The following is a 20,726-nucleotide window of genomic DNA, read 5'->3' as shown; positions in this document are numbered from 1 at the left end:
GCTCAGGTATCAGGGTTGCCACTCCAGAGCAGATCAGCAACAATGTTTTGCCCCTGAATACTGGGGTGGAAGCAATCTCCTCCATCAATATCATCCTTGCTGAATTGGAAGGTGCCGGCATTGAGATTTTCCTCTCCGTTATACTCGGCCACCACCTCAACGCCATTGATGCCATTATAACTGGCTGCTTCCTCGGCGAGGATTTCATTGTAGCGTTTTTGGGCTGCGTTGATTCCAGCGTAGCGGGTGGCAAAATCCTCGCCGTTCATGGTGCCGCCGTTGGTGGCGATACGGCAGATGCTGAAAGTGGACCAGACATTTTCGCAACGCACACCGGAATCCGATGCCTCTTTATCCAGACCCGCTGCACGCAGGTCCTGCACCCTTGGTACCGAGCCCAATAGTACCGTCGAGCCACTGGGCAGGCCGTTTACCAGCTTGTCCAGACCGGCCTGGACGGCGGAGCGCCACTCGCTGTCGGTGTAGAGTGGGTTGTCACAGTTGGCCGGATCGACACAGTCTCGGTTACAGATGTCATTGCCGCCGAGCATGACTTCCACATGGTCGGGAAGGGTTGTCTGGGAAAGTATCTCGTCAGCCTGGGTTGAGAAATTATTGCTGCCGCCGCGCATTTCGGAACCTGATTCGGCCGCGTCTTTATTGGCGGTAATACCCGGAGCTATGGTCTTGTACTTGTCATGCACGCTTTCCACCGAGTTATCCCAGCCGTCAAACCAAGAGTGCTCTGGTTGATCCCCCCCCAGGAGGCAGAAAAGATCCCAAAAATAGCGGTTGCGCGTACAGTCTGCGCCGAAGCCCATGGTAATGCTGTCACCCGCGGCTACCGCTTTGTCGGGGGCCGCGGAAATGGAGCTGGCTGATGTCAGGCTGAGGAATACCGCTATGAATACACCGTATTTTTTTAACATTGTTGTTCTCCCTTTCGGCTTTTCCAGTTCGCTTATTGTTGATTCCGGTTGTTGTGTACTACGGTGAACGTCTGGCAGTGTAACTCCCTGCTTTGAGAGGGGCCTACGCAAAAATAGCAGACTCAAAGGTCAGTTATCCGGATTTTGACTTGTGTTTCAGTTTGGTCGCTAAATACAACAGCTATCAAGTGTGGGAGAATCTGTGTCGAGGCGACTTGTTCAATAGGTGGGGCATCCACTATACTCCGGCTCTACTTGTCGGAGTGCCTGCGGGCTGAGATCGCTGTCGCGAGATCCGTTGAACCTGATCGGGGTAACCCCCGCGTAGGGAACAAGGTCTGAAGTCGTATTGGTTGCAGAAAATGCGGCTTTTCTCTGTCTGTCTGCCCCTGGGCGCTGCGTTGTCAATTTTACGTAAGCTACAGGTGGCAAAATGTCAGAAATCAGCGAACAAGCAGGCCTTACCGCAAAGCCTTCCCGCGCCGCCAGCCGGGATTCCGCCAAATCGTTCCTTGAAAATCTTACCGCCCAATCTTTCCCGAATTCCCACAAAATTTATCTGGAGGGCAGCAGGATGGATATTCGCGTGGGTGTGCGCGAGATCCGCCTGGCGGACAGTATTGTCGGTGGCGATGAAAAGAATCCACAGCTGGAACCCAATGCGCCACTGCAGGTGTACGATACCTCGGGGCCATACTCAGATCCGAATTGCCGCATCAACGTCCGTAAGGGATTGCCGAAATTGCGCGAAGTCTGGATTGACGAGCGTGGAGATACGGAACCGTTGAATTCCCGTCAGGCTGCCTACAGCCAGCAGCGGCTCGCTGACCGAGGACTGGACCATATCCGCTTTGAAAATCTGCCGTCGCCGCGCAGGGCAAGGGCGGGCCTGAACGTATCGCAGATGCACTATGCGCGCCGCGGCATCATCACCCCGGAAATGGAATATATCGCCATCCGCGAGAACATGGGCCGTGCCCGTATTGCCGATGCGCTGGATGAGTCCCATTACAAAAAAGCTCGTGAAGGCATCTATATTCCGGAGCAGATTACGCCGGAATTCGTGCGCCGAGAAGTCGCCGAGGGCCGTGCAATTATTCCGGCCAACATCAATCATCCGGAATTAGAGCCGATGATTATCGGCCGAAATTTTCTCTGCAAAGTGAACGCGAATATTGGCAATTCTGCGGTCACTTCTTCAATTGAAGAGGAGGTAGAGAAATTGGTCTGGGCGATCAAGTGGGGCGCCGACACGGTGATGGACCTCTCCACCGGTGCCAACATCCACGAAACCCGCGAGTGGATCCTCCGCAACTCACCGGTGCCTATCGGCACTGTACCCATATACCAAGCTCTGGAAAAAGTAGGTGGTATTGCCGAAGATCTGAACTGGGCCGTTTTTCGCGATACCCTTATCGAGCAGGCAGAGCAGGGCGTGGATTATTTCACGATTCACGCCGGTGTATTGTTGCGTTATGTGCCGCTGACGGCGAAGCGCCTGACCGGTATCGTCTCGCGCGGTGGTTCTATCATGGCCAAGTGGTGCCTTGCCCACCATAAAGAGAATTTTCTCTACACGCATTTTGAAGAAATCTGCGAGATTATGAAGGCTTACGATGTGAGCTTCAGTCTCGGTGACGGCTTGCGTCCGGGATCTATTGCCGATGCCAATGACGAAGCCCAGTTTGCCGAGCTGCGCACCCTTGGTGAGCTGACGGAGATCGCATGGAAGCACGATGTACAGACCATGATCGAAGGACCGGGGCACGTGGCGATGCACAAGATCCGGGAAAATATGGACGAACAACTCAAGCATTGCCACGGCGTGCCATTTTATACCCTCGGCCCACTGACAACGGATATAGCCCCCGGTTATGACCATATCACCTCCGGTATAGGGGCGGCCATGATCGGCAGCTACGGTTGCGCCATGCTCTGCTACGTGACCCCGAAGGAGCACCTGGGGTTACCCAATAAGGAGGATGTCAAGGAAGGGTTGATGGCGTATAAGATTGCTGCGCACGCGGCCGATTTGGCCAAGGGGCATCCCCGCGCGCAGCAGCGCGATCACGCACTGTCCAAAGCCCGCTTCGAATTCCGTTGGGAAGACCAATTCAATCTGGGCCTGGACCCGGAGCGTGCGCGCAGCTATCACGACGAAACCCTGCCAAAGGAATCCGGCAAGGTCGCCCACTTCTGCTCCATGTGCGGTCCGAAATTCTGTTCCATGAAAATAACCCGTGACGTGCGCGACTACGCCGCCAAACAGGAGGCGGAAAAGGGCATGGAAGAAATGGCGGTCAAATTCAAGGATATGGGAAGCGAGTTGTATCACAAGGGGTGACGGCGGCTTGCGGTTTTCACACTGGATTGCAGTCCACTCATTCCATAAATATTGACGGAAAACACTTGTGACTAAAAACAGGCTTCCCCGAATTGCTATCGCTGGCGGCGGTCTTATGGGCCGCCTGCTGGCCTGGCGTCTGCCGCCGCAGCAATTCGATGTCACCTTGTACGAAGCGCGCGAATTTTCACTCCCCCGCGGTGCCTGTTGGACTGCGGCCGGCATGATTGCACCCTTGTCAGAGCTGGTGCACAGCTGCCGGGAAATCTACGAGTTAGGCGCGCGTAGTTTGGCTCTCTGGCGGGATTGGGTGAATACCATCGAGACGCATACCGGGCAGTCGGTTTGTTTTCGCAATGCAGGCAGTCTGTTGGTGGCGCATAGGCAGGATAAAAGCGAACTACTGCAATTCCGGCGCGAATTGCAGGGTAAGCTGAATGGCGAAGTCTCCGCCTATGTGCAAGAACTCGATGCGGAACAACTGCGTCAGGTTGAGCCGACCTTGGAACACTTCGAGCAGGGGCTTTACTTGCGTAATGAAGGCGATATCGATAACCGCCGCCTGCTGCCCCTTTTACTGCGCGAGATAAGTCGCCAGGGCGTGCATTTGATTGAGCAATCTCCGGTGGAGTGTGAGCCCTTTGCAGTCAATAGTGATAGGGGACGCGAGGAGTTCGACTGCGTGATCGACTGTCGCGGACTGGGCGCCGGGGAACGGGTAAAGGGGCTGCGCGGTGTGCGCGGAGAAGTGATGGTGGTGGAAACCAGCGAGGTGGCTCTGCACCGGCCTGTGCGCTTATTGCACCCGCGCTATCAGCTCTACGCGGTGCCCAGGGAAGAGGGCCGCACGGTGATTGGCGCCACCGAAATCGAGAGCGAGGATATGTCTCCGATATCCGTGCGCTCGACGATGGAGCTCTCTTCCGCACTCTACTCGCTACACCCTGCCTTCGCCGAAGCGCGCATTGTGGAAACCCGGGTCAACTGCCGCCCGGCCACCATGGACAATATGCCCTATCTCCACAGTGAGTCGGGGCTGGTGTGCGTCAATGGCCTTTACCGTCACGGTTATTTGCTGGCACCGGCGTTGGTGGAACAGGTAGAGCGGAGAATCGAACAACAAATCAATGGGGAGAAAGTCTGATGCGGATTTTCGTCAACGGTGAGGCGCGGATTGTTGAAGGTTCCCCGGATCTGGCCAGCCTCCTGCAGCAGATGGAATACAGCGGAGAGACATTCGCAGTGGCGGTCAACGGCGACTTTGTACCGCGCTCGGAATATCCGCGTACACAAATACAAGACGGCGATACCCTGGACGTGGTGGCGCCGGTGGTCGGGGGGTAGTGCTAGCTGTGAGCGATCCATTAAAACTCTACGGCAGGGCTTTTGGCAGCCGCTTACTGGTCGGTACCGCCCTTTATCCATCGCCGGCAGTGATGCGCGAAGCCGTACTCGAATCGGGGGCAGAAATTATTACCTTGTCCCTGCGCCGACAAAACCCGCAGCAGCGGCAGGGCAGAATGCTGTGGGATTACATCCGCGAATCCGGCTGTTGGCTGTTGCCGAACACCGCTGGCTGCAAAACCCCGCGGGAGGTGATTACTCTGGCGGAGATGTCGCGGGAAATTTTCCAGACCGACTGGATCAAGCTGGAAGTGATCGGCGACGACTACAATCTTCAGCCGGATCCCTACGGCCTGATTGAGGCCGCGAGAGAACTGGTAATACGCGGCTTTAAAGTACTGCCCTACTGTACCGACGACCTGGTTGTTTGCCGCAAATTGCTCGACGCGGGCTGCGAAGTACTGATGCCCTGGGGGGCACCGATCGGCACGGGACAGGGGCTGTTGAACAAATACAACCTGAGGACACTGCGCGAACGCCTGCCGGATACACCGCTGATTATCGATGCCGGTGTCGGTGCGCCTTCGCAGGCGGCGGAAGCGATGGAGATGGGCTACGACGCCGTGCTGCTCAATACCGCCATTGCCAAGGCTCAGGACCCGGTACAAATGGCGCGGGCTTTCCGCCTCGCTGTACAGGCCGGGCGCGAAGCATATAGGGCCGGTCTGATGGTGAAGCGCCAGACCGCAAGCCCCAGCACCCCGACCCTGGATATGCCTTTCTGGCAGCAGGTAGATAAGACACAGCAGGATTGATTGGCGATTTATGCGAGCGACTTCTCCCGGGCAAAAGCCCATTGTCTGGTCCATTGCGGGCAGTGATTCCGGCGGCGGGGCTGGCATACAGGCCGATCTGCTGACCTTTGCCGATATGGGGTGCCACGGCTGTACCGCGATCACGGCCAACACCGCACAAAACACACTGGAGGTGGCCGCCGTAAATGCGGTGGCACCGGAAGTACTGGCATCGCAGCTGGACGCACTGCGTCGCGACCTCTTTCCCGCGGCCATCAAAATCGGACTGCTCGCCAACGCCGAACAGGTCATACTTGTCGCAGAATTTTTACGGGCGCTGTTGAAGGTTAAGCAAATTCCCGTGGTCTACGACCCGGTGGCCGTGGCCAGTAGTGGCGGGACGCTGACCGAGGGCAATATTGGCGAAGCCGTTGTCGATCATTTATTGCCGCTGTGTGATCTTGTCACGCCCAATCTGCATGAACTGGAGTGGTTGGTCCGCGCCGCCGCAAACGACGCCGGAGAGAGAATAAAGGCCGCGCGGCGACTGTGCGACCGTGGTTGCGGTGCTGTATTGGTCACCGGTGGTCACCGCGAACTTGTGCACGGCGAAGTCGCCGATCTGCTGTGGGACGGCAATGACGTCGATTGGTTTATCGGGAAAAAAATTGCCAATAACAACAGTCACGGCACCGGTTGTACCTTGTCTTCCGCCATCGCCGCCTGCCTTGCCCGGGGCTATCCGCTGCGGGATGCCTGTGTAGTGGCCAAGGCTTATGTACAGCGGGGGCTGCGACTGGGGAGCGCGGGCACCGGTTCCGGTATCGCCCCGGTGGGTCACTGCGGCTGGCCATCTGAGCTGCGGGATTACCCGGAGATATTGCTGCCGACTGAGAGCCGGGCGGCGGCCTATGCCTACACAGACAATTCCTGGCAAGGCGCTTTTGTGCAGGGATTTGCCACACCGGATACCACCGCACTGGGGTTATATCCGGTGGTGGATTCCGTGGCCTGGCTGGAGAAACTCGCGGCGCTGGGGGTGCGTACCCTGCAGTTGCGGATCAAGAATCCCGATGAAAACCTCCGCGAACAGGTGCAGCGCGCCGTGGCCATTGGCAAGAAATACCAGCTGCGTCTGTTTATCAACGATTACTGGCAGCTGGCAATCGACTGTGATGCTTACGGCGTGCACCTCGGACAGGAGGACCTGCGCTGCGCCGATCTCGCCGCGATCAAGGCCGCGGGTCTGAAACTGGGCATCAGCACCCACGGATTTTACGAATTACTGCTCGCCTACCGCTATCGCCCAAGCTATCTGGCGATTGGAGCGATATACGCCACTGATACCAAAGACATGGGTGGCCAGCTGCAGGGAACCGAAAAGCTCGCGCGCATGGCCGAGCTTCTGCCGGAGTACCCTCTGGTCGCCATCGGCGGTATCAACCGTGCCCGGGCACCGGAGGTACTGGCGACTGGAGTGGGCAGTATCGCGGTGGTCAGCGCCGTTACCAAGGCGGATGACTACCGACGTGCGGTCGAGCAATTCCAGACGTTGATGGGGCCTTGCATATGCTGAGCCGGAAAGAATTGCAGCGTTACAGTCGCCAGATTATGTTGCCTCAAGTGGGGGAGGTCGGGCAGCAAAAACTATCCGCGGCGCGGGTGATGGTGGTTGGGCTGGGCGGGCTCGGCAGCCCGGTGGCACTCTATCTGGCCGCTGCCGGTGTGGGGGAACTCCACTTGGTGGACGGTGACAAGGTGGAAGTATCCAACCTGCAGCGTCAGATCCTATACAAAGTCAACCACCGGGAGAAACCCAAGGCAGAGGTGGCGGCACGGCAACTGACCGCGGCTAACCCGGAAATCCGGGTACATGCCCATCCTCATATGGCGAACCAGAACTGGTTGCGAAAGAGGGTAGCGGAGGTGGACTTGCTGCTCGACTGCACTGACAACCTGGAGACCCGCTATAGCATCAACCAGGTTTGCCGCGAAGTCGGGAGGCCAGTGGTGATGGCATCGGTGCGTGGTTTTTCCGGGCAGTTGATCAGTTTTGACTTTTCCACCAGCCGCTCGCCCTGCTACGCCTGCTTGTTTCCGCCCCGGCAGCAGCGGGAACCGCTGAACTGCGCTGGCGCCGGTGTCATAGGTCCGGCACTGGGGGTGATCGGCAGCATGCAGGCGCTGGAAGCGCTCAAGTTGTTGCTCGGTCTCCCCGTGGCCAGTCTGGCGCGGCTGCATTTATTTGAGGCGGAAACTCTGGAGTTGCGGCCGTTGCAAGTACAAGGTAATAATGACTGTCCCGTATGCGGGCAGAATCAACGATCGTGAAACGAATTGCAAAAGGTTTGACCGCGCTGGCACTGGTGGGTATTGCTGCGGGGTGCTCACAGGAGGATGGGGCGACCGGAAGCCAACGGGTCGCCGATGTGTCCGGAGGTGGGCAAATGAGCGTTATGGCGACCCGGGAGATCTACCTGCGCAGCTGTCACAGCTGTCACGGCAGCGGTGTCAGCGGTGCGCCGCGTACCGGTGATACCGCCGCCTGGGCGCCGCGCCTGGCCAAGGGCATGGACACGCTGGTTGCCAATGCAATCAACGGATATCAGGCAATGCCGCCAAGGGGGCTATGCTTTGACTGCAGCGAGGCGCAATTCGCCGATCTGATTCGCTATATGGCCAACTCTCCAGTGGATTAATTGGATACCAAGGACCGGAGCCAGAAATGTACAATTTTTCCCGTCGGTTCCCTTTTTCACTTTTCGTCGCATCCGTTGCTCTCTTGCTGCTTTCCGCCGATATCGCCGCACAGGGCAGTGCCCTGCAGGACAAGCTGGTTTTGAACGAATGGAAGGTCCCCTGGGGCGGGCGCCCCAGGGACCCTCATGTGGACGCCCAGGGCGATGTCTGGTTTTGCGGTCAGGGAGGTAACTATATCGGCCGCTTTTCACCGGTCAGCGGCATATTCAAACAGTTTTCCGTTCCGGACGGCTCCCATCCGCACAACCTGATTGTTGGAGACGGGGATCAAATCTGGTATGCGGGTAACCGCAATGCGCATATAGGACGTTTGAATCCGCAAAGCGGGGAAATACAGCGTTTTCCCATGCCCGAGGGCGTTGAAGATCCGCATACACTGATTTTCGGGTGCGACGGCAATATTTGGTTTACCGCCCAGAACAGCAACCGTATCGGCTGGCTGAATGTGTCCAGTGGTGAAGTGAAAGTGGTGGCGCCCAAAACCGCACGGGCGCGTCCTTACGGTATCAAGGTGGACAAAAACTGCCGGCCCTGGATCGCCCTGTTTGGGACCAACAAATTGGCCTGGGTGGAGCCGCGTACCATGGCGCTCACCGAGGTTGCACTTCCCCGTTCCGACGCGCGCCCGCGCAGGCTGGAGGTAGATGCCAACGGTAATATCTGGTACGTGGACTATGCGGAAGGCTATCTAGGCCGCTATGTTCCTGAATCCGGAAAGTTTACTGAGTGGAAGCTGCCCGGCGAGTCGCCGCGCCCCTACGGAACCGCACTGGACGGCAATGGGCGGATCTGGATTGCCGATACCGGAGTTATTCCCAATCGCCTGCTCGCCTTCGACATGGAGGCCGAGGCGTTTGTCAGCGAAAGCCGGATTCCCAGCGGTGGTAATGTGCGCCATATGTACTTCAACAGCGAGGACGGCAGTTTCTGGTTTGGAGTGGATACCGGTTATCTGGCGCAGGGAAAACCCCGTTCCTGAGCGCTGGTGCCGGTTGTAATGGAAGAATGCCGAGCGTGATCCATGGCACCCATGAACCTTTGTGCGTGTTCTGTTGTTCGTTCAGGGGGGGCTGAGAGGCGGATCGTATTTTTCTTGGACGGGGATCAGACAAAGGCTCCCTGCTGATTCGGAACGGTTTAAACCGGAAAGCCCAAAAGACGAGGTTATTCATGCAAAAGATAGATATCGGTATTGACGCCAAAGATCGCGAAAATATTGCCAGCGGACTGAAGCGTCTCCTGGCGGACAGTTATACCCTGTATCTGCAGACACACAATTTCCACTGGAATGTGACAGGCCCTATGTTCCGCGAGCTGCACTTGATGTTCGAAGAGCAGTACACCGAGTTGGCGCAAGCGGTGGACGATATCGCCGAGCGCATCCGCACCCTGGGGGCTCCGGCGCCGGGTACCTACCAGGCATTTGCGCAGCTCAGCTCCATCAAGGAAGTGGTGGAAATTCCTGAAGCCGAAAAAATGGTGGAGATCCTCACTCAGGGCCACGAGCAGGTGGTCAAAACCTGCCGTGAGGTGCTCAAAGCCGCTCAGGCGGGCGGGGACGAATCCACCCTGGCCCTGGTTTCCGATCGCATGCGCGTGCACGAAAAGACAGCCTGGATGCTACGGGCCACAGCTAGTTAAATCCCGATACCCCCCTTTGCCGCAGCGGCGCTTTGCGGCAACCCTCTCACAGATCTGCCGCCCCCTTTTGTGGGGCGGCAACTTTCCCCGGCGCCTCTGAGAGCTTTCCGCCAGTGCGGCACTAGCGGTGTTAGTCCGAAAGCAGCGCCAAAAATGCCTTTGCGGGCGCGGATAGTGCGCCGTGGCTTTTGATCAAGGCACCGACCTCCTGCGCCACCACCGGCGCGGACAAAGGCAGGCACTTGAGACCGTACTCGGTCATCTGGTTTTCACACATGCTGGGTACGGCACTGAGGCCCAGTCCCGCCTTCACCAGTCGCCCGATGGTGCTCAGCTGATTGGCCTCGCAAAGGCGTCGCACCGGCCTGCCGCATTGAGAAAAAGCTTGATCCGTCCAGCGCCGTACCGCTGAGCCGCGGTTCATACAAATAAACGGTTCGGCGGCGAGATGACTCCAGCGCAACGACGGTCTCCCAGCCAGGGCATGGTCCATCGGCAGTACGGCGATAAAGCGGTCGCGGGCAAAGGGCAGGAAATCCAACCCCTCCAGCTGATCCGGGCGGAAACTGATGCCCACCTCCGCGCGTTGTTCTTGCACCGCCTGTATGACCCGCTCCATAACAATATCCTCCAGCACTATGTCGATTGCTGGGTAGGCCTGGTGAAAATTCGCCAGCAGTGCGGGTAGTTGATTCAGGGCAAAGGCGGGAATTGCCGCCAGCGTTAGTTGGCCGCGCTGTAGATGGAAACGCTGTTGTATGGCCTCCAGAGACTGGTCCCAGCTGCGCAGCAGCTGTTCAGCGCGGCCGAGGAATTCGCGTCCCTCCGGGGTCAATGTCAACTGGCGGCTGTCGCGGCTGAACAGAGGGCCGCCGGCAATAGTTTCCAGATTGCGGATTGCTACCGACAGTGCGGGCTGGGAAATATGCAGTTGGGCGCTGGCCTCGGCCAGGTTTCGGCTGTGCGCTACGGCAACGAAGGCACGCAGTTGTTTGACGGTAGCGCTCACGGTCACTCCCCGGGGCTTTCGCCTATTTTCTGATAGTAATGTTAAATAGAATTTAACAAATACTAGAAAATTTAAAATAGTTTTAACTGTTAGACCAAGGCATGATTGTTCGCATCGCGCCGATGCGAATAATGGGCAGCGATGGGAAAGCGACTACCCTTGACAAAAACGAGCGAATTAGGGTCAACAGAGATGAACAACAATAATGTCCAGCCCCTGTGGCGACCGACCGAGCAAGCGATTGCTGCCACCCAGATGGATCAGTTTCGCCGCCGGACCAATGAGCGGCACGGCCTGAGTCTGGCGGATTATTCCGAGCTGTACCGTTGGTCCGTGGACAAGCGGGAGGCGTTCTGGAGCGACTTATGGGATTTTGCCGGAGTGATCGCCAGCCAGCGCGGTGAACGGGCACTGGCCCGCGATACGATGCCCGGCGCCGAGTGGTTTCCCGATGCGCGGCTCAACTTCGCCGAGAACCTGCTGCGCTACCGGGACGAGCGGATCGCCCTGGTAGAGCGGCTGGAAAACGGCAGGCGCCGCCAACTGACCTATGCCGAGCTCTACCGGCGCGTGGAGCGACTGGCCGCGGCCCTGGTGGCCCAGGGCGTGGAGCGGGGGGACCGGGTGGCCGGCTTTATGCCGAATATTATCGACACCGTTGTCGCCATGCTGGCCACCACAAGCCTCGGAGCGATCTGGACATCCTGTTCGCCGGACTTTGGTATCAATGGTGTACTGGACCGCTTTGGCCAGGTGCAGCCCAAGGTCCTTTTCGCCTGTGAAGGCTATTTCTACAACGGCAAAACCATCGACTCGCTGCCGCGTCTGACAGAGATAGTGGCGCGTATCGATTCCATCGAGCGTATGGTGGTGGTGCCGGTGGCGCGCTCCTCGGAGGACACGGCTGCGGCGGTGGGCACCCTGGAGAAAGCTGTGACGCTGGACGCCTTTGTCGATGCGGCACCGGAGCGGGCGCTCACCTTTACACAAACCGAATTCAACCATCCGCTTTACATCATGTACTCGTCCGGCACGACCGGCGTACCCAAGTGCATTGTCCACGGTGCTGGCGGCACACTGCTGCAGCATTTGAAGGAGCACCGCCTGCACTGTGATCTGAAGCGCGAGGACACGCTCTTCTATTTCACCACCTGTGGCTGGATGATGTGGAACTGGCTGGTGAGCGGTCTGGCCAGCGGTGCCACCCTGGTGTTGTTTGACGGTTCGCCTTTCTACCCCGCGGCGGAGAGCCTCTGGGATATGGTGGATGAGGAGCACATCAGTATTTTCGGTACCAGTGCCAAATATATCGCCGCGCTGGAGAAATCCGGCAGCAAGCCGCGTGAGACCCATCGGCTGGAGAAGCTGCGCGCGGTGCTCTCCACTGGTTCGCCTTTGGCCCACGAGGGTTTTCGGTACGTTTACCGGGATATCAAGACTGATCTGTGCTTGTCTTCCATCTCCGGCGGCACTGACATTATTTCCTGCTTCGCCCTCGGCAACCCCACCCTGCCAGTCTACGCGGGCGAACTGCAGTGTCGCGGGTTGGGTATGGCAGTGGAAGTGTGGGATGACGACGGGCGGCCCGTTGTCGGTGAAAAAGGCGAACTGGTCTGTACCAAATCGTTTCCGTGTATGCCCATCGGCTTCTGGAACGACGAGGACGACTGCAAATACCGAAGTGCTTACTTTGACAACTGGCCGGGCGTCTGGGCGCATGGTGACTATGCGGAGATTACCGAGCACGAGGGGGTGGTGATCTACGGCCGCTCCGATGCAGTGCTGAATCCCGGTGGTGTGCGTATCGGCACTGCGGAGATCTACCGCCAAGTGGAAAAGGTAGAGGAAGTGCTCGACAGCATCTGCATTGGCCAGGAGTGGAAGGGCGATGTGCGGGTAGTACTGTTCGTGGTGCTGCGCGAAGGTATCGAACTGAACGATGATCTGGTACAGAAGATTCGCAGCACCATCCGCGCCAATACCACGCCGCGCCATGTCCCCGCCAAGGTGGTGCAGGTTGCGGACATCCCCCGCACCATCAGCGGCAAAATCGTGGAGTTGGCGGTGCGCAATGTAGTACACGGCAAGCCGGTGAAGAATGTGGAGGCATTAGCCAATCCGGAAGCCCTGAAACTTTACGAAAACCTGCCAGCGCTGATGGAGGACTGACTGTCGTCGGCTTGTCATAAAGACAAGCCGTGTTTGGGAGGGCGCCTTGAGGCACCTCTGGTGAATCCGCGCAAGTGCTGCAGCTAGTTCCAGGATATCGCGTCTCGTTACCGCCAGCACGCGGATTTACCGGAGATTCTCTAGGGGCTGCAATATTGGAAAACCCGTCGAAATGACGGCGATCGCCAACGACCGTTCTGCCGAGGGCAAATCTGCGCTAACCTATCGGCGATACAAACACGGATGGATAGTGATGGTCACATACTTTTACTGGGCGGCGGTAATCGCCTTGGTCGTTTTGTCTCTCTTTGCCGGCAGTCGCCTGGGCAGTCTCAAGGCGGGTGCCATCTTTGCCGGTATCTTTTTCCTGGTCGGCTGGTTTGCTTATTACTTCCACTTCGAACAGGTTTTCGTCAAACGTTTTGGCGGTGTGATGTACATTTCGGTACCGAAAGGACAGCGCCATATCGGTGCCACCTGGAAGGATGACAACCTGTGGGTCGAAAACTATGACCCAGAGACCAACCGCTGTATCTTCTCTGAGTATTCCAAAGGCAATCTGCTTGAAGGCCGGGTGATTATCCGCGACTGCAATCCGCTGTTGGAAAGGGACGCGCCGCGCCAGTGACGGGCGCGATGCAACTTTTGTGCGCAACCGGAATCGGAAACTCTATTGTCGGCAACGGATAGGGAACGTCTGATTTATTCGCATGAGCGCTGTCGGTTGTCTCGGGGCGCTCAGGCAATGGGATGGACATGCCGAAAACGCAGAATGCGTCCCCGTCGCTCCCTTCCCCGTATGGGGCGGCCTCGACATGTCCATGCCATCACCTGAGCTTCGCATCCGGCCTCGAAGTATCACTATCGCCAGGAAGCGGCTTAATCAGAGGTTCCTAAGTCTTTTGCGTGTGTTCATTCCACTCCTGCTGAGCGGGTTATTGTTATCGACGGCGCTACCGGCACTGGCGATACCCTTCCTCGATCAATTGCCCGGATTCAAACTGCGCGTGCAGGGTGACCGCGAGCTGCAAGAGCAATTGCGCGATGAGCTGGAGAAACTGCGCAAAAGTGACAGTACCTTAAAGAGCTACAAAGATCCCCGAGAGGTAGCGCGCTACGAACGGGGCACGCTGGAAAAACTGCTGCGTTCACTCGGCTATTACGATGCCTGGGTGCGCCAGGCTGTCAGTGACGGAGACATTCTCTACCGGGTCAAGCCCGGCCCCAGGTACCGGATCAAAAGCCTGTCGGTAACAATGCCGGAGTCTCTGCGTGAAGGTTTGGGCGGCCTGCCCTTGGAGGTGGGAGATCCTCTGGTGGCGGAAAAGGTGCTTGCAGGGGTTAACCGTATCAAGCAGTACTTGGCTGACAATGCTTGCCTGCTCGAAATTGATGTCAGTTACAAAGCCACCGTGATACACAGTGAGGCGGCGGCGCGGTTGGAGTATCGGGTCGCCCCCAGCCCCGATGTCAGGGTAGGGGAAGTTTACCTCGAAGGGCTGACCTCGGTGGAACCCGCCTACCTACGCGACAAGTTACAGTTGAACAGCGGCGACTGTTTCAATCGGGGTAAAATCGATGCCGCCCGCCTGCGCCTCCTGCGCACCAATCTGATCTCCAGCGCCAATACCCGGGTATCTGAACCTTACGGCGGCTTGGTGGATATTACTTTTACCTTACAAGAGCGCCATCACCGTACGGTGAGTCTGGGGGTGGGTTACACCTCCGATGAAGGCGCTGGCTTTTCCGCCGGTTGGGAGCACCGCAATATTTTGCGCCGGGGAGAAAAAATTGAAGTCGAAGCAAAAGTGAATCCGGTGCAGCAGACGCTGAAGGGAGAACTCCTGGCACCGCGTTTTTTCAGCCGAGAACAGAACCTATCCGCCTCTGCAGAACTATCCAACGAGGATCGAGATTCGTACCAGGCTAAAGCCATCACCCTGGGGGCCACGGTAGCGCGCAAACTCAGCAAGCACCGCACCGCCAGCATAGGTGCCGAGCTGAAATTCAGTGAAGTTGAAGAAAGTGAAGAGCTGGCCAGCGCAGAAGACGACAGCAGCGACGAGAATTACCAACTACTTTCCTTTCCCCTGGGAATGAAATGGGATACCACCGATAAATTGCTGGATGCCCGTCGCGGTGCCACTGTGGCGCTGGAAGTCCGGCCCTACGTCGATTTGGGCAACACGAGTACCACTTTTATCAAAAACACGCTGGTGCTCACTGGTTACAAGACGGCCGAGACCCTGCGCTACCAGCCGACTTTGGCCCTGCGAATCAAGGCCGGGGTGATTTCCGGGATTGAGAACCTGGATATTCCCGCCGACGAGCGCTTCTACGCCGGTGGCGGAGGCTCCGTGCGCGGCTATGCCTACCAGGCGCTGGGGCCACGGCTGGTGGTATCGAGCGATGGCGAGACCTCGTTAAGTGATCCGATCGGCGGTCGCGCCCTCAGTGAGCTTTCTATCGAAGGGCGCTTCCGTTTCAGCAAATCTTGGGGTGGGGTATTGTTTCTGGACGGCGGAAATGCCTACGCGGACCCCAGCCCCGATTTCTCCGATCTCTACTGGGGCGCCGGTTTCGGCGTTCGCTATAACACTTCCTTCGCGCCCCTGCGCTTCGATATCGCCTTTCCCCTGGATAAGCGCGAGGACATAGATGATGACTTTCAGGTCTATGTGAGCCTGGGGCAGGCCTTCTGATGAAAGCGGTCATGGCACTGTTGGCCGGTTATACCCGAGCCATGGGGATTTTGCTCAAGTGCCTGTGGCAGGCGTTCAGCGGGCGCGTTTCACTGCTTTTTTCACTCGTTGTCCTGGCGGGCTTTTCCCTGTTTTATCTGCTGGGTACTGAATCCGGACGCGTCACTCTGACGCGGGGCGCTATCTACGCCGCGCAGCAGTGGCACCCACAACTGCACATCGACGCAGGCGCAATCTCCAGTGGCCATCTGGGTCAATGGTCTTTCTCCCGTCTGAAAATCGACCATGACAGCGACACTCTGGCGCAGGCCCGTGCACTTGCGCTGGATATCGACCTGGGCGGATTGTTGCGCGGCCGTATCGATATCGCTGCGCTCGATGCGGCTGAATTGACCTTCGATATTGACCTTCTCAACACCCTGCTGGCCGCACACCCGCAAGAGGAAAACACAGAACCTTCACGGACACCTCTGTCGGTGCCCGCCGTGCGCCTCGGTGCGCTCAACGTCGACCGGCTGCAGCTCATAGACAGCCGCATGCCGGAACTGCCGGTGGTCTCTGTCAGTGCCAGTGGCCGCTACCGCTGGCTGCGGGAACCGGCGCGGTTGTCGTTGGAAGTACGGGAACACAAGGGGGGCGGCCTCCGCTTATCGCTGACCGGCAGAGAAACACAACCCGGGCGCTACCGGCTGGCGTTTTCTGCCAGTGAAGGGGCCGGGGGCTTTGCAGGTAAGCAGCTGCAGCTGCCGGAGGGGCAGGCACTGGATGTGGATGGCAGTGTTTCCCTGCGGCAATTGGATGGTCGTTTGCTGGCGGATATCGAGACATTTTCCCTGCCGCTGGTGAATCACCACTTTGCTCTGTCCGGGGATGTCGAGATCCTGTTTTCCCCGTGGCAGATCTCCACACAAGCGTTGTTACTGGAAGTCGATGACAGCCGGCATCGCATCGCCGGCAGTATCAGCGCCGACAAGGTGGACGCGGAAATCAAATTCCAGCGCCTGCCGGTGGCCATCTCCCAACCCTGGCAGCACTACCTGGTGGGCGGCTCTCTCAGCGCGGACCTCAGCGTGCGCGGCTCCATGCCGCTGCCATCCATATCCGGTATTTTGGATCTGGACAGCCACTTCCGCGCCAGGGCCGAAGACCAGCCACAACCCCTGCACCTGCAGGCGAAAGTGCAAACCCGTGACAAAATTATTCACCTAGATACCGCGACCCTGGATTATGCAGAAGCCACCATAGGCGCTGCGGGCCAGGTGGATCTGGGGGGGGAAACCCTGGACCTGCAGGGCACTATTCAGCGCCTGACGCTCGACGAGCTGCGCGCCCTTCTGGCCGTACTTCCGGGCACGGACGGGGTGGCAATTCCGGAGGACCTGGATGGCGCCCTGGAACGCCTGCAGATTGCCGCCAAAGGTCCATGGAAAAACCCGGCGCTGAGCGGGCGCCTGGCGGCAACGCCCGCCTACCGGCAGATGCGTGGCCACTTGAGCGCCGCGGTGTCGGGTGATTTAGAGGCGCTAAAACTGAGCGAGTTTCACTTCCTCAGCGACACCGTTCAAATAACGGCTGACGGAGTCATCGCCATCGCGGACAAATCCCTGCAGCTGGCGCTCGCAGTGAAAGGGCGAGATTTCCGCCCGGCGCGGGAACTGCAGCTGGCGGCAGCGGAAGGAATCTCTGTGGATCTGGACACAGCGCTGGAGATCTCTGGCCCCTGGGCCAATCCACACCTGGAAGCCCGCCTGAACTCCGACGGACAGTATCAGAACTACCGCTACAAGCTGAGTGGTGCCGCCGCCGGTAACCCGGAAGCACTCACTTTCGAGCGGCTGCGGCTGGAACTGGCAGCCGGCAGCGGGTACAGCGGCTTTGAACTGCGGGACTGGGCTGGCGAGCAGGGGCCAGCTTCCGCTCTGCCAACGGGGCCGGAGAAGCTGACGGAAGCGGATATGGCGGCGAGACAGTACCGCGGTGCCACAGCGGTTCTGGTGGAAGAAGCGATTCAGTCAGCGCGTGCCGGCAATGCCTGGCTGGAAGTCAACGGCGTCTTGGATATCGGCCAGGCACATGCCAGTGGGCAAGTGAGCGGACACAACATCCCCTTGTCCCTGGCGGAACTGGCGGGCGTGGCGCTGCCCGCTTCGCTGGTGGGAGACATCAGTCTCGATGGCCGTTTTTCCGGCCCCTTCGACCAGCCCCAGGCCAGTGTCAAACTCTTCGCCCTGGGAGAATTCCGCAATGCCCCCTGGCAATTACAGGGGGATTTGCGTTACGCCAGTGCGCGTCTGGATCTGGCGGGTCTGGAACTGCTATGGGCAGAGCGCAACCGTCTGAGCGTGCATGGCAAGCTGAATGCCGAACAATTGGATCTGACTATCCGCGGCCAAGCCGCACTCGCGGATCTGAACCTTGGATTGCCCGCAGAGCTGGCTGAAAACGGTTTGATGACTCTTAGCGCCACGGCGGCCGGAAGCCCTCGCCAGCCGCAACTGAACGGAGAATTGAGTATCAGCGGTGGAGCGGGGACCGCAGGCGCCGCCCCACTCAGTGCGCAGCTCCACTGGCATTCCGAAGGCCGGAACCTGTCCCTTTCCCTGCTAGCCAGTCAAGGCAGCCGCAGCGCAGTGGATGCCCAAGCCAGAATGGCTCTGGCGCCCATTCTGGAACAGCTGTTTGCCGAGCGCGTGCCGGGAGCGGAGACAGTGCCGCTGCCGCTGTGGCTGGAGAGCAGCGGCAGTGCGGACCTGTCTGTGGTGGCGGAATTTATCGATCCGGAAATCCACGCCTTGCGCGGCGCCCTGAACTTCAGTGTCATTGCCGACGGCGATTTCGCCAGCCCCAAGCTCAACGGACATATAACCGTCGATAATGGCGGCTATGAGCACAGGCCCAGCAGTACCCGCCTGCGCGATATCGACATGGCGGTGAATCTGACGCCCGCCGAGTGGCGCATCGCAAGCGCCAGCGCGCAAGCCGGCGACAAGGGCCGTCTCAGTCTCGCTGGCGCCTTGACTTTTCCCTCACAAATGCCGCCCTCGTTCAATTTTGAACTGCGCGCGGACGAAGCCTATCTGCTCAACTCTCCGGCGGTACGCGGTGCCGTTTCCGGCAATCTGGCCCTGACCGGAACCACCGGAGACGCGATGCTGAACGGCAGTCTGACACTAGAGCCGTTTTCCGTACAGATAGAACAACTGATCGGCGGCAGCGTGCCGGAAATTGAAGTGGTGGAAGTAGACGAGGATGGTCCGGAAACTGAGCAAGCGTCGCCACTGCTGCGCAATATCGCGCTGGACGTCGCCGTGGATTTGGACAAGCAGTCCTTTATCCGCGGCCTTGGACTCGACTCCCAGCTGCGCGGCCAGGTCAAAATCGGCGGCACCGCAGCAAGCCCTGATGCCTCCGGCGAATTGAACATCGTGCGCGGCAGTTTCGATCTGCTGGGTAAAAAATTCGAGCTGGAGGAAGGGCAGGTGCGTTTTGAGAACAATATCGCCGCCATCTACGTGACGGGCCTGTATGAATACAGCGACGGCGAGATCACCGCGGAAATTTCCGGAACCACCGATGATCTCGACGTGACCTTCAGTTCCACTCCCGAGGCTGCCCAGGACGAGATTTTTGCCCAGCTGTTGTTTGGAAAATCCCTGTCGGATATATCCCCATTGCAGGCAGTGCGCCTGGTGGGTGTGGTGCGCAGTTTGCAAAGCGGCGGCGCTTCATTTAACCCAATGGCCAAAACCCGCGAACTGCTGGGGGTGGACACCCTCGACATTGAACAGGAAGCCACAGACGAAGGTGACCAGTACGCCCTCAGCCTCGGTAAGTACATCACTAACCGCATTTACATCGAGCTGCAGCGCAGTACAGATCCGCTCAACCCCTGGCAGGCGGAGATGCAAGTGGAACTGCGGCGTAAACTGAATCTGGAAATCCAGTCCGCCGATGAAGGGGATAGTGGCGGTGGTAGTGTGGAGCTGCAATGGAAAAAAGATTATTAAGGAGCCTTTGAGGAATTCGTACGGAAGCTGTATTGGGTTTTGGGGCGCTCAGGCAATGGAATGCGCTTTCCATCGGGCGTCAACGTATCTATATCGGCATAACGCCTTAATCAGAGATTCCCTGTTCGATTCGCGCCAGCGAAGCATAGGGTTTGGCGGTGCTTAAACGGATGTATTGAAACCGTGTGAAGGCAATAAGGCCGCCGGATCCATCCGGTAAAAACTGCTCAGCTCCCGGTAAAGTTGCGGATGTGCAGCGCGCATCTCGTGCGGGATAACGAAAAAGGCCTCCGTGGCCACCGCGAAGAACTCCGCCGGAGACTCGGCGCCGTAGAGGTCCAGAACAGGCGCCGCGCCTTGTTGATCCGCTATTGTCTCCTCGTGTTTCAGGCGTCGGCGCAACTTTTCAAACTCGTCCCCGAATACTTCGGACCAACGTCTGCCATTTTCGACGCGAAGTGGGCGGCCGTCATAGGCACCGTCCTCCTCATCGATTTTGTGCGCAAACTCATGCAGCGCCACATTGCGCCCGTTTTCAGGGTGGAGAATATCGTCTTCCAAATCCCCCCAGGACAAAACCACCGGGCCCCGGTAGTGGGCCTCCCCCTCGCGTACACTGTGTGCCGTGGTTTCGATATACCCCTCTCGATGAATTTCCCGGGCGACATAGGTAGTGGGGTAGAGCAACACAGTGTAGAGATCCGGATAACAGCGGTTCTCCCTGCCAAGTAGCAAAAGGCAGGCGTGCGCCGCCACGGCCACACGCATTGCTTCGGTAACCAAAAGGCCTTCGCAGCCGACGAAGGCTTTTTCGTGCAGAAAGAGCGCCATATTACCCTGGAACTCCCGCTTCTGCTCTGCCGGCAAATATCGGTAGAGCGGCAGCCACTGTGCCAGCAACTGTAGTTGCTCTGAGCTGAGCGGTCGCGAGCGCAGATAATACCGGCGCAAGCGCTGATAATAAGGCGGTATCAGCCAGAGCAGGGCTGCGAAGAGAACGATGGCCAGAAATTCGATCATGGTATTT

Annotated in this window: 16 protein-coding genes and 1 riboswitch; of the genes, 13 read left to right on the top strand and 3 right to left on the bottom strand. The window is 58.3% G+C overall.

What is annotated here, in order from left to right:
• Nucleotides 1–2: 2 nt before the first annotated feature.
• Nucleotides 3–929, bottom strand: coding sequence for an SGNH/GDSL hydrolase family protein (locus A3224_RS09940; protein WP_067153968.1), 927 nt, complete (start codon nt 927–929; stop codon nt 3–5).
• Nucleotides 930–1,178: 249 nt separating this feature from the next.
• A riboswitch (TPP riboswitch) is annotated at nt 1,179–1,277 on the top strand.
• A gap of 85 nt (nt 1,278–1,362) precedes the next feature.
• Here A3224_RS09940 and thiC point away from each other — a divergent pair.
• From thiC to A3224_RS09895, 9 genes are all read left to right on the top strand, one after another.
• Entirely contained in the window at nt 1,363–3,273 is a 1,911-nt protein-coding gene (gene thiC, locus A3224_RS09935; RefSeq protein WP_067153966.1) for a phosphomethylpyrimidine synthase ThiC, read from the top strand.
• Nucleotides 3,274–3,340: 67 nt separating this feature from the next.
• Complete coding sequence (gene thiO / locus A3224_RS09930; RefSeq protein ID WP_231902350.1) at nt 3,341–4,417, top strand: glycine oxidase ThiO; 1,077 nt, start codon at nt 3,341–3,343, stop codon at nt 4,415–4,417.
• Nucleotides 4,417–4,617, top strand: a complete 201-nt coding sequence (gene thiS / locus A3224_RS09925; protein WP_067153961.1) for a sulfur carrier protein ThiS — start codon at nt 4,417–4,419, stop codon at nt 4,615–4,617. Before thiO ends, thiS begins: the two co-directional genes overlap by 1 nt.
• Before the next feature lie 8 nt (nt 4,618–4,625).
• Nucleotides 4,626–5,432, top strand: coding sequence for a thiazole synthase (locus tag A3224_RS09920; protein ID WP_082817612.1), 807 nt, complete (start codon nt 4,626–4,628; stop codon nt 5,430–5,432).
• A 10-nt stretch (nt 5,433–5,442) separates the two neighbouring features.
• A complete protein-coding gene (thiE, locus tag A3224_RS09915; RefSeq protein WP_067153955.1) occupies nt 5,443–6,987 on the top strand; it encodes a thiamine phosphate synthase in 1,545 nt (514 codons plus the stop codon).
• On the top strand, nt 6,981–7,742 hold the full coding sequence (locus A3224_RS09910) for a HesA/MoeB/ThiF family protein (protein WP_067153950.1): 762 nt from the start codon (nt 6,981–6,983) through the stop codon (nt 7,740–7,742). Before thiE ends, A3224_RS09910 begins: the two co-directional genes overlap by 7 nt.
• Nucleotides 7,739–8,110, top strand: a complete 372-nt coding sequence (locus A3224_RS09905) for a c-type cytochrome (RefSeq protein ID WP_231902349.1) — start codon at nt 7,739–7,741, stop codon at nt 8,108–8,110. Before A3224_RS09910 ends, A3224_RS09905 begins: the two co-directional genes overlap by 4 nt.
• A gap of 26 nt (nt 8,111–8,136) precedes the next feature.
• Nucleotides 8,137–9,150, top strand: coding sequence for a Vgb family protein (locus tag A3224_RS09900; protein WP_067153944.1), 1,014 nt, complete (start codon nt 8,137–8,139; stop codon nt 9,148–9,150).
• Between the two features lie 191 nt (nt 9,151–9,341).
• Nucleotides 9,342–9,812 carry a Dps family protein gene (locus A3224_RS09895; RefSeq protein WP_067153941.1) on the top strand — a complete coding sequence of 157 codons (471 nt, stop codon included), beginning with the start codon at nt 9,342–9,344 and terminating at the stop codon, nt 9,810–9,812.
• 130 nt (nt 9,813–9,942) lie between these two features.
• On the opposite strand, the gene A3224_RS09890 is transcribed toward A3224_RS09895, so the two are convergent.
• A complete protein-coding gene (locus A3224_RS09890) occupies nt 9,943–10,821 on the bottom strand; it encodes a LysR family transcriptional regulator (protein ID WP_067157796.1) in 879 nt (292 codons plus the stop codon).
• 255 nt (nt 10,822–11,076) lie between these two features.
• On the opposite strand from A3224_RS09890, the gene A3224_RS09885 reads away from it, so the two are divergent.
• From A3224_RS09885 to A3224_RS09870, 4 genes are all read left to right on the top strand, one after another.
• On the top strand, nt 11,077–12,990 hold the full coding sequence (locus A3224_RS09885; protein ID WP_067157793.1) for an acetoacetate--CoA ligase: 1,914 nt from the start codon (nt 11,077–11,079) through the stop codon (nt 12,988–12,990).
• A gap of 172 nt (nt 12,991–13,162) precedes the next feature.
• Nucleotides 13,163–13,618, top strand: a complete 456-nt coding sequence (locus tag A3224_RS09880) for a hypothetical protein (protein WP_323054074.1) — start codon at nt 13,163–13,165, stop codon at nt 13,616–13,618.
• A gap of 280 nt (nt 13,619–13,898) precedes the next feature.
• The gene (locus A3224_RS09875) at nt 13,899–15,692 is read left to right on the top strand and encodes an autotransporter assembly complex protein TamA (RefSeq protein WP_231902348.1); all 1,794 of its coding nucleotides are present in this window, start codon (nt 13,899–13,901) and stop codon (nt 15,690–15,692) included.
• Nucleotides 15,692–19,699 (top strand): translocation/assembly module TamB domain-containing protein, encoded by a 4,008-nt coding sequence (locus A3224_RS09870; protein ID WP_067153934.1) that lies wholly within the window; start codon nt 15,692–15,694, stop codon nt 19,697–19,699. The genes A3224_RS09875 and A3224_RS09870 overlap by 1 nt, the downstream gene beginning before the upstream one ends.
• Nucleotides 19,700–19,861: 162 nt before the next feature.
• On the opposite strand, the gene A3224_RS09865 is transcribed toward A3224_RS09870, so the two are convergent.
• A complete protein-coding gene (locus A3224_RS09865; RefSeq protein ID WP_067153931.1) occupies nt 19,862–20,719 on the bottom strand; it encodes a M90 family metallopeptidase in 858 nt (285 codons plus the stop codon).
• Nucleotides 20,720–20,726: the final 7 nt, after the last annotated feature.

The organism is Microbulbifer thermotolerans (assembly GCF_001617625.1).
Classification (GTDB): Bacteria; Pseudomonadota; Gammaproteobacteria; order Pseudomonadales; family Cellvibrionaceae; genus Microbulbifer; species Microbulbifer thermotolerans.
This window is presented reverse-complemented; position numbering and strand designations above follow the sequence as displayed.

Bases quoted from the DNA above. Each gene is read 5' to 3' on its own strand.
- A3224_RS09940 (WP_067153968.1), bottom strand. From the start codon at position 929: ATGTTAAAAAAATACGGTGTATTCATAGCGGTATTCCTCAGCCTGACA.
- thiC (WP_067153966.1), top strand. From the start codon at position 1,363: ATGTCAGAAATCAGCGAACAAGCAGGCCTTACCGCAAAGCCTTCCCGC.
- thiS (WP_067153961.1), top strand. From the start codon at position 4,417: ATGCGGATTTTCGTCAACGGTGAGGCGCGGATTGTTGAAGGTTCCCCG.
- thiE (WP_067153955.1), top strand. From the start codon at position 5,443: ATGCGAGCGACTTCTCCCGGGCAAAAGCCCATTGTCTGGTCCATTGCG.
- A3224_RS09910 (WP_067153950.1), top strand. From the start codon at position 6,981: ATGCTGAGCCGGAAAGAATTGCAGCGTTACAGTCGCCAGATTATGTTG.
- A3224_RS09900 (WP_067153944.1), top strand. From the start codon at position 8,137: ATGTACAATTTTTCCCGTCGGTTCCCTTTTTCACTTTTCGTCGCATCC.
- A3224_RS09895 (WP_067153941.1), top strand. From the start codon at position 9,342: ATGCAAAAGATAGATATCGGTATTGACGCCAAAGATCGCGAAAATATT.
- A3224_RS09885 (WP_067157793.1), top strand. From the start codon at position 11,077: ATGGATCAGTTTCGCCGCCGGACCAATGAGCGGCACGGCCTGAGTCTG.
- A3224_RS09880 (WP_323054074.1), top strand. From the start codon at position 13,163: ATGACGGCGATCGCCAACGACCGTTCTGCCGAGGGCAAATCTGCGCTA.
- A3224_RS09870 (WP_067153934.1), top strand. From the start codon at position 15,692: ATGAAAGCGGTCATGGCACTGTTGGCCGGTTATACCCGAGCCATGGGG.
- A3224_RS09865 (WP_067153931.1), bottom strand. From the start codon at position 20,719: ATGATCGAATTTCTGGCCATCGTTCTCTTCGCAGCCCTGCTCTGGCTG.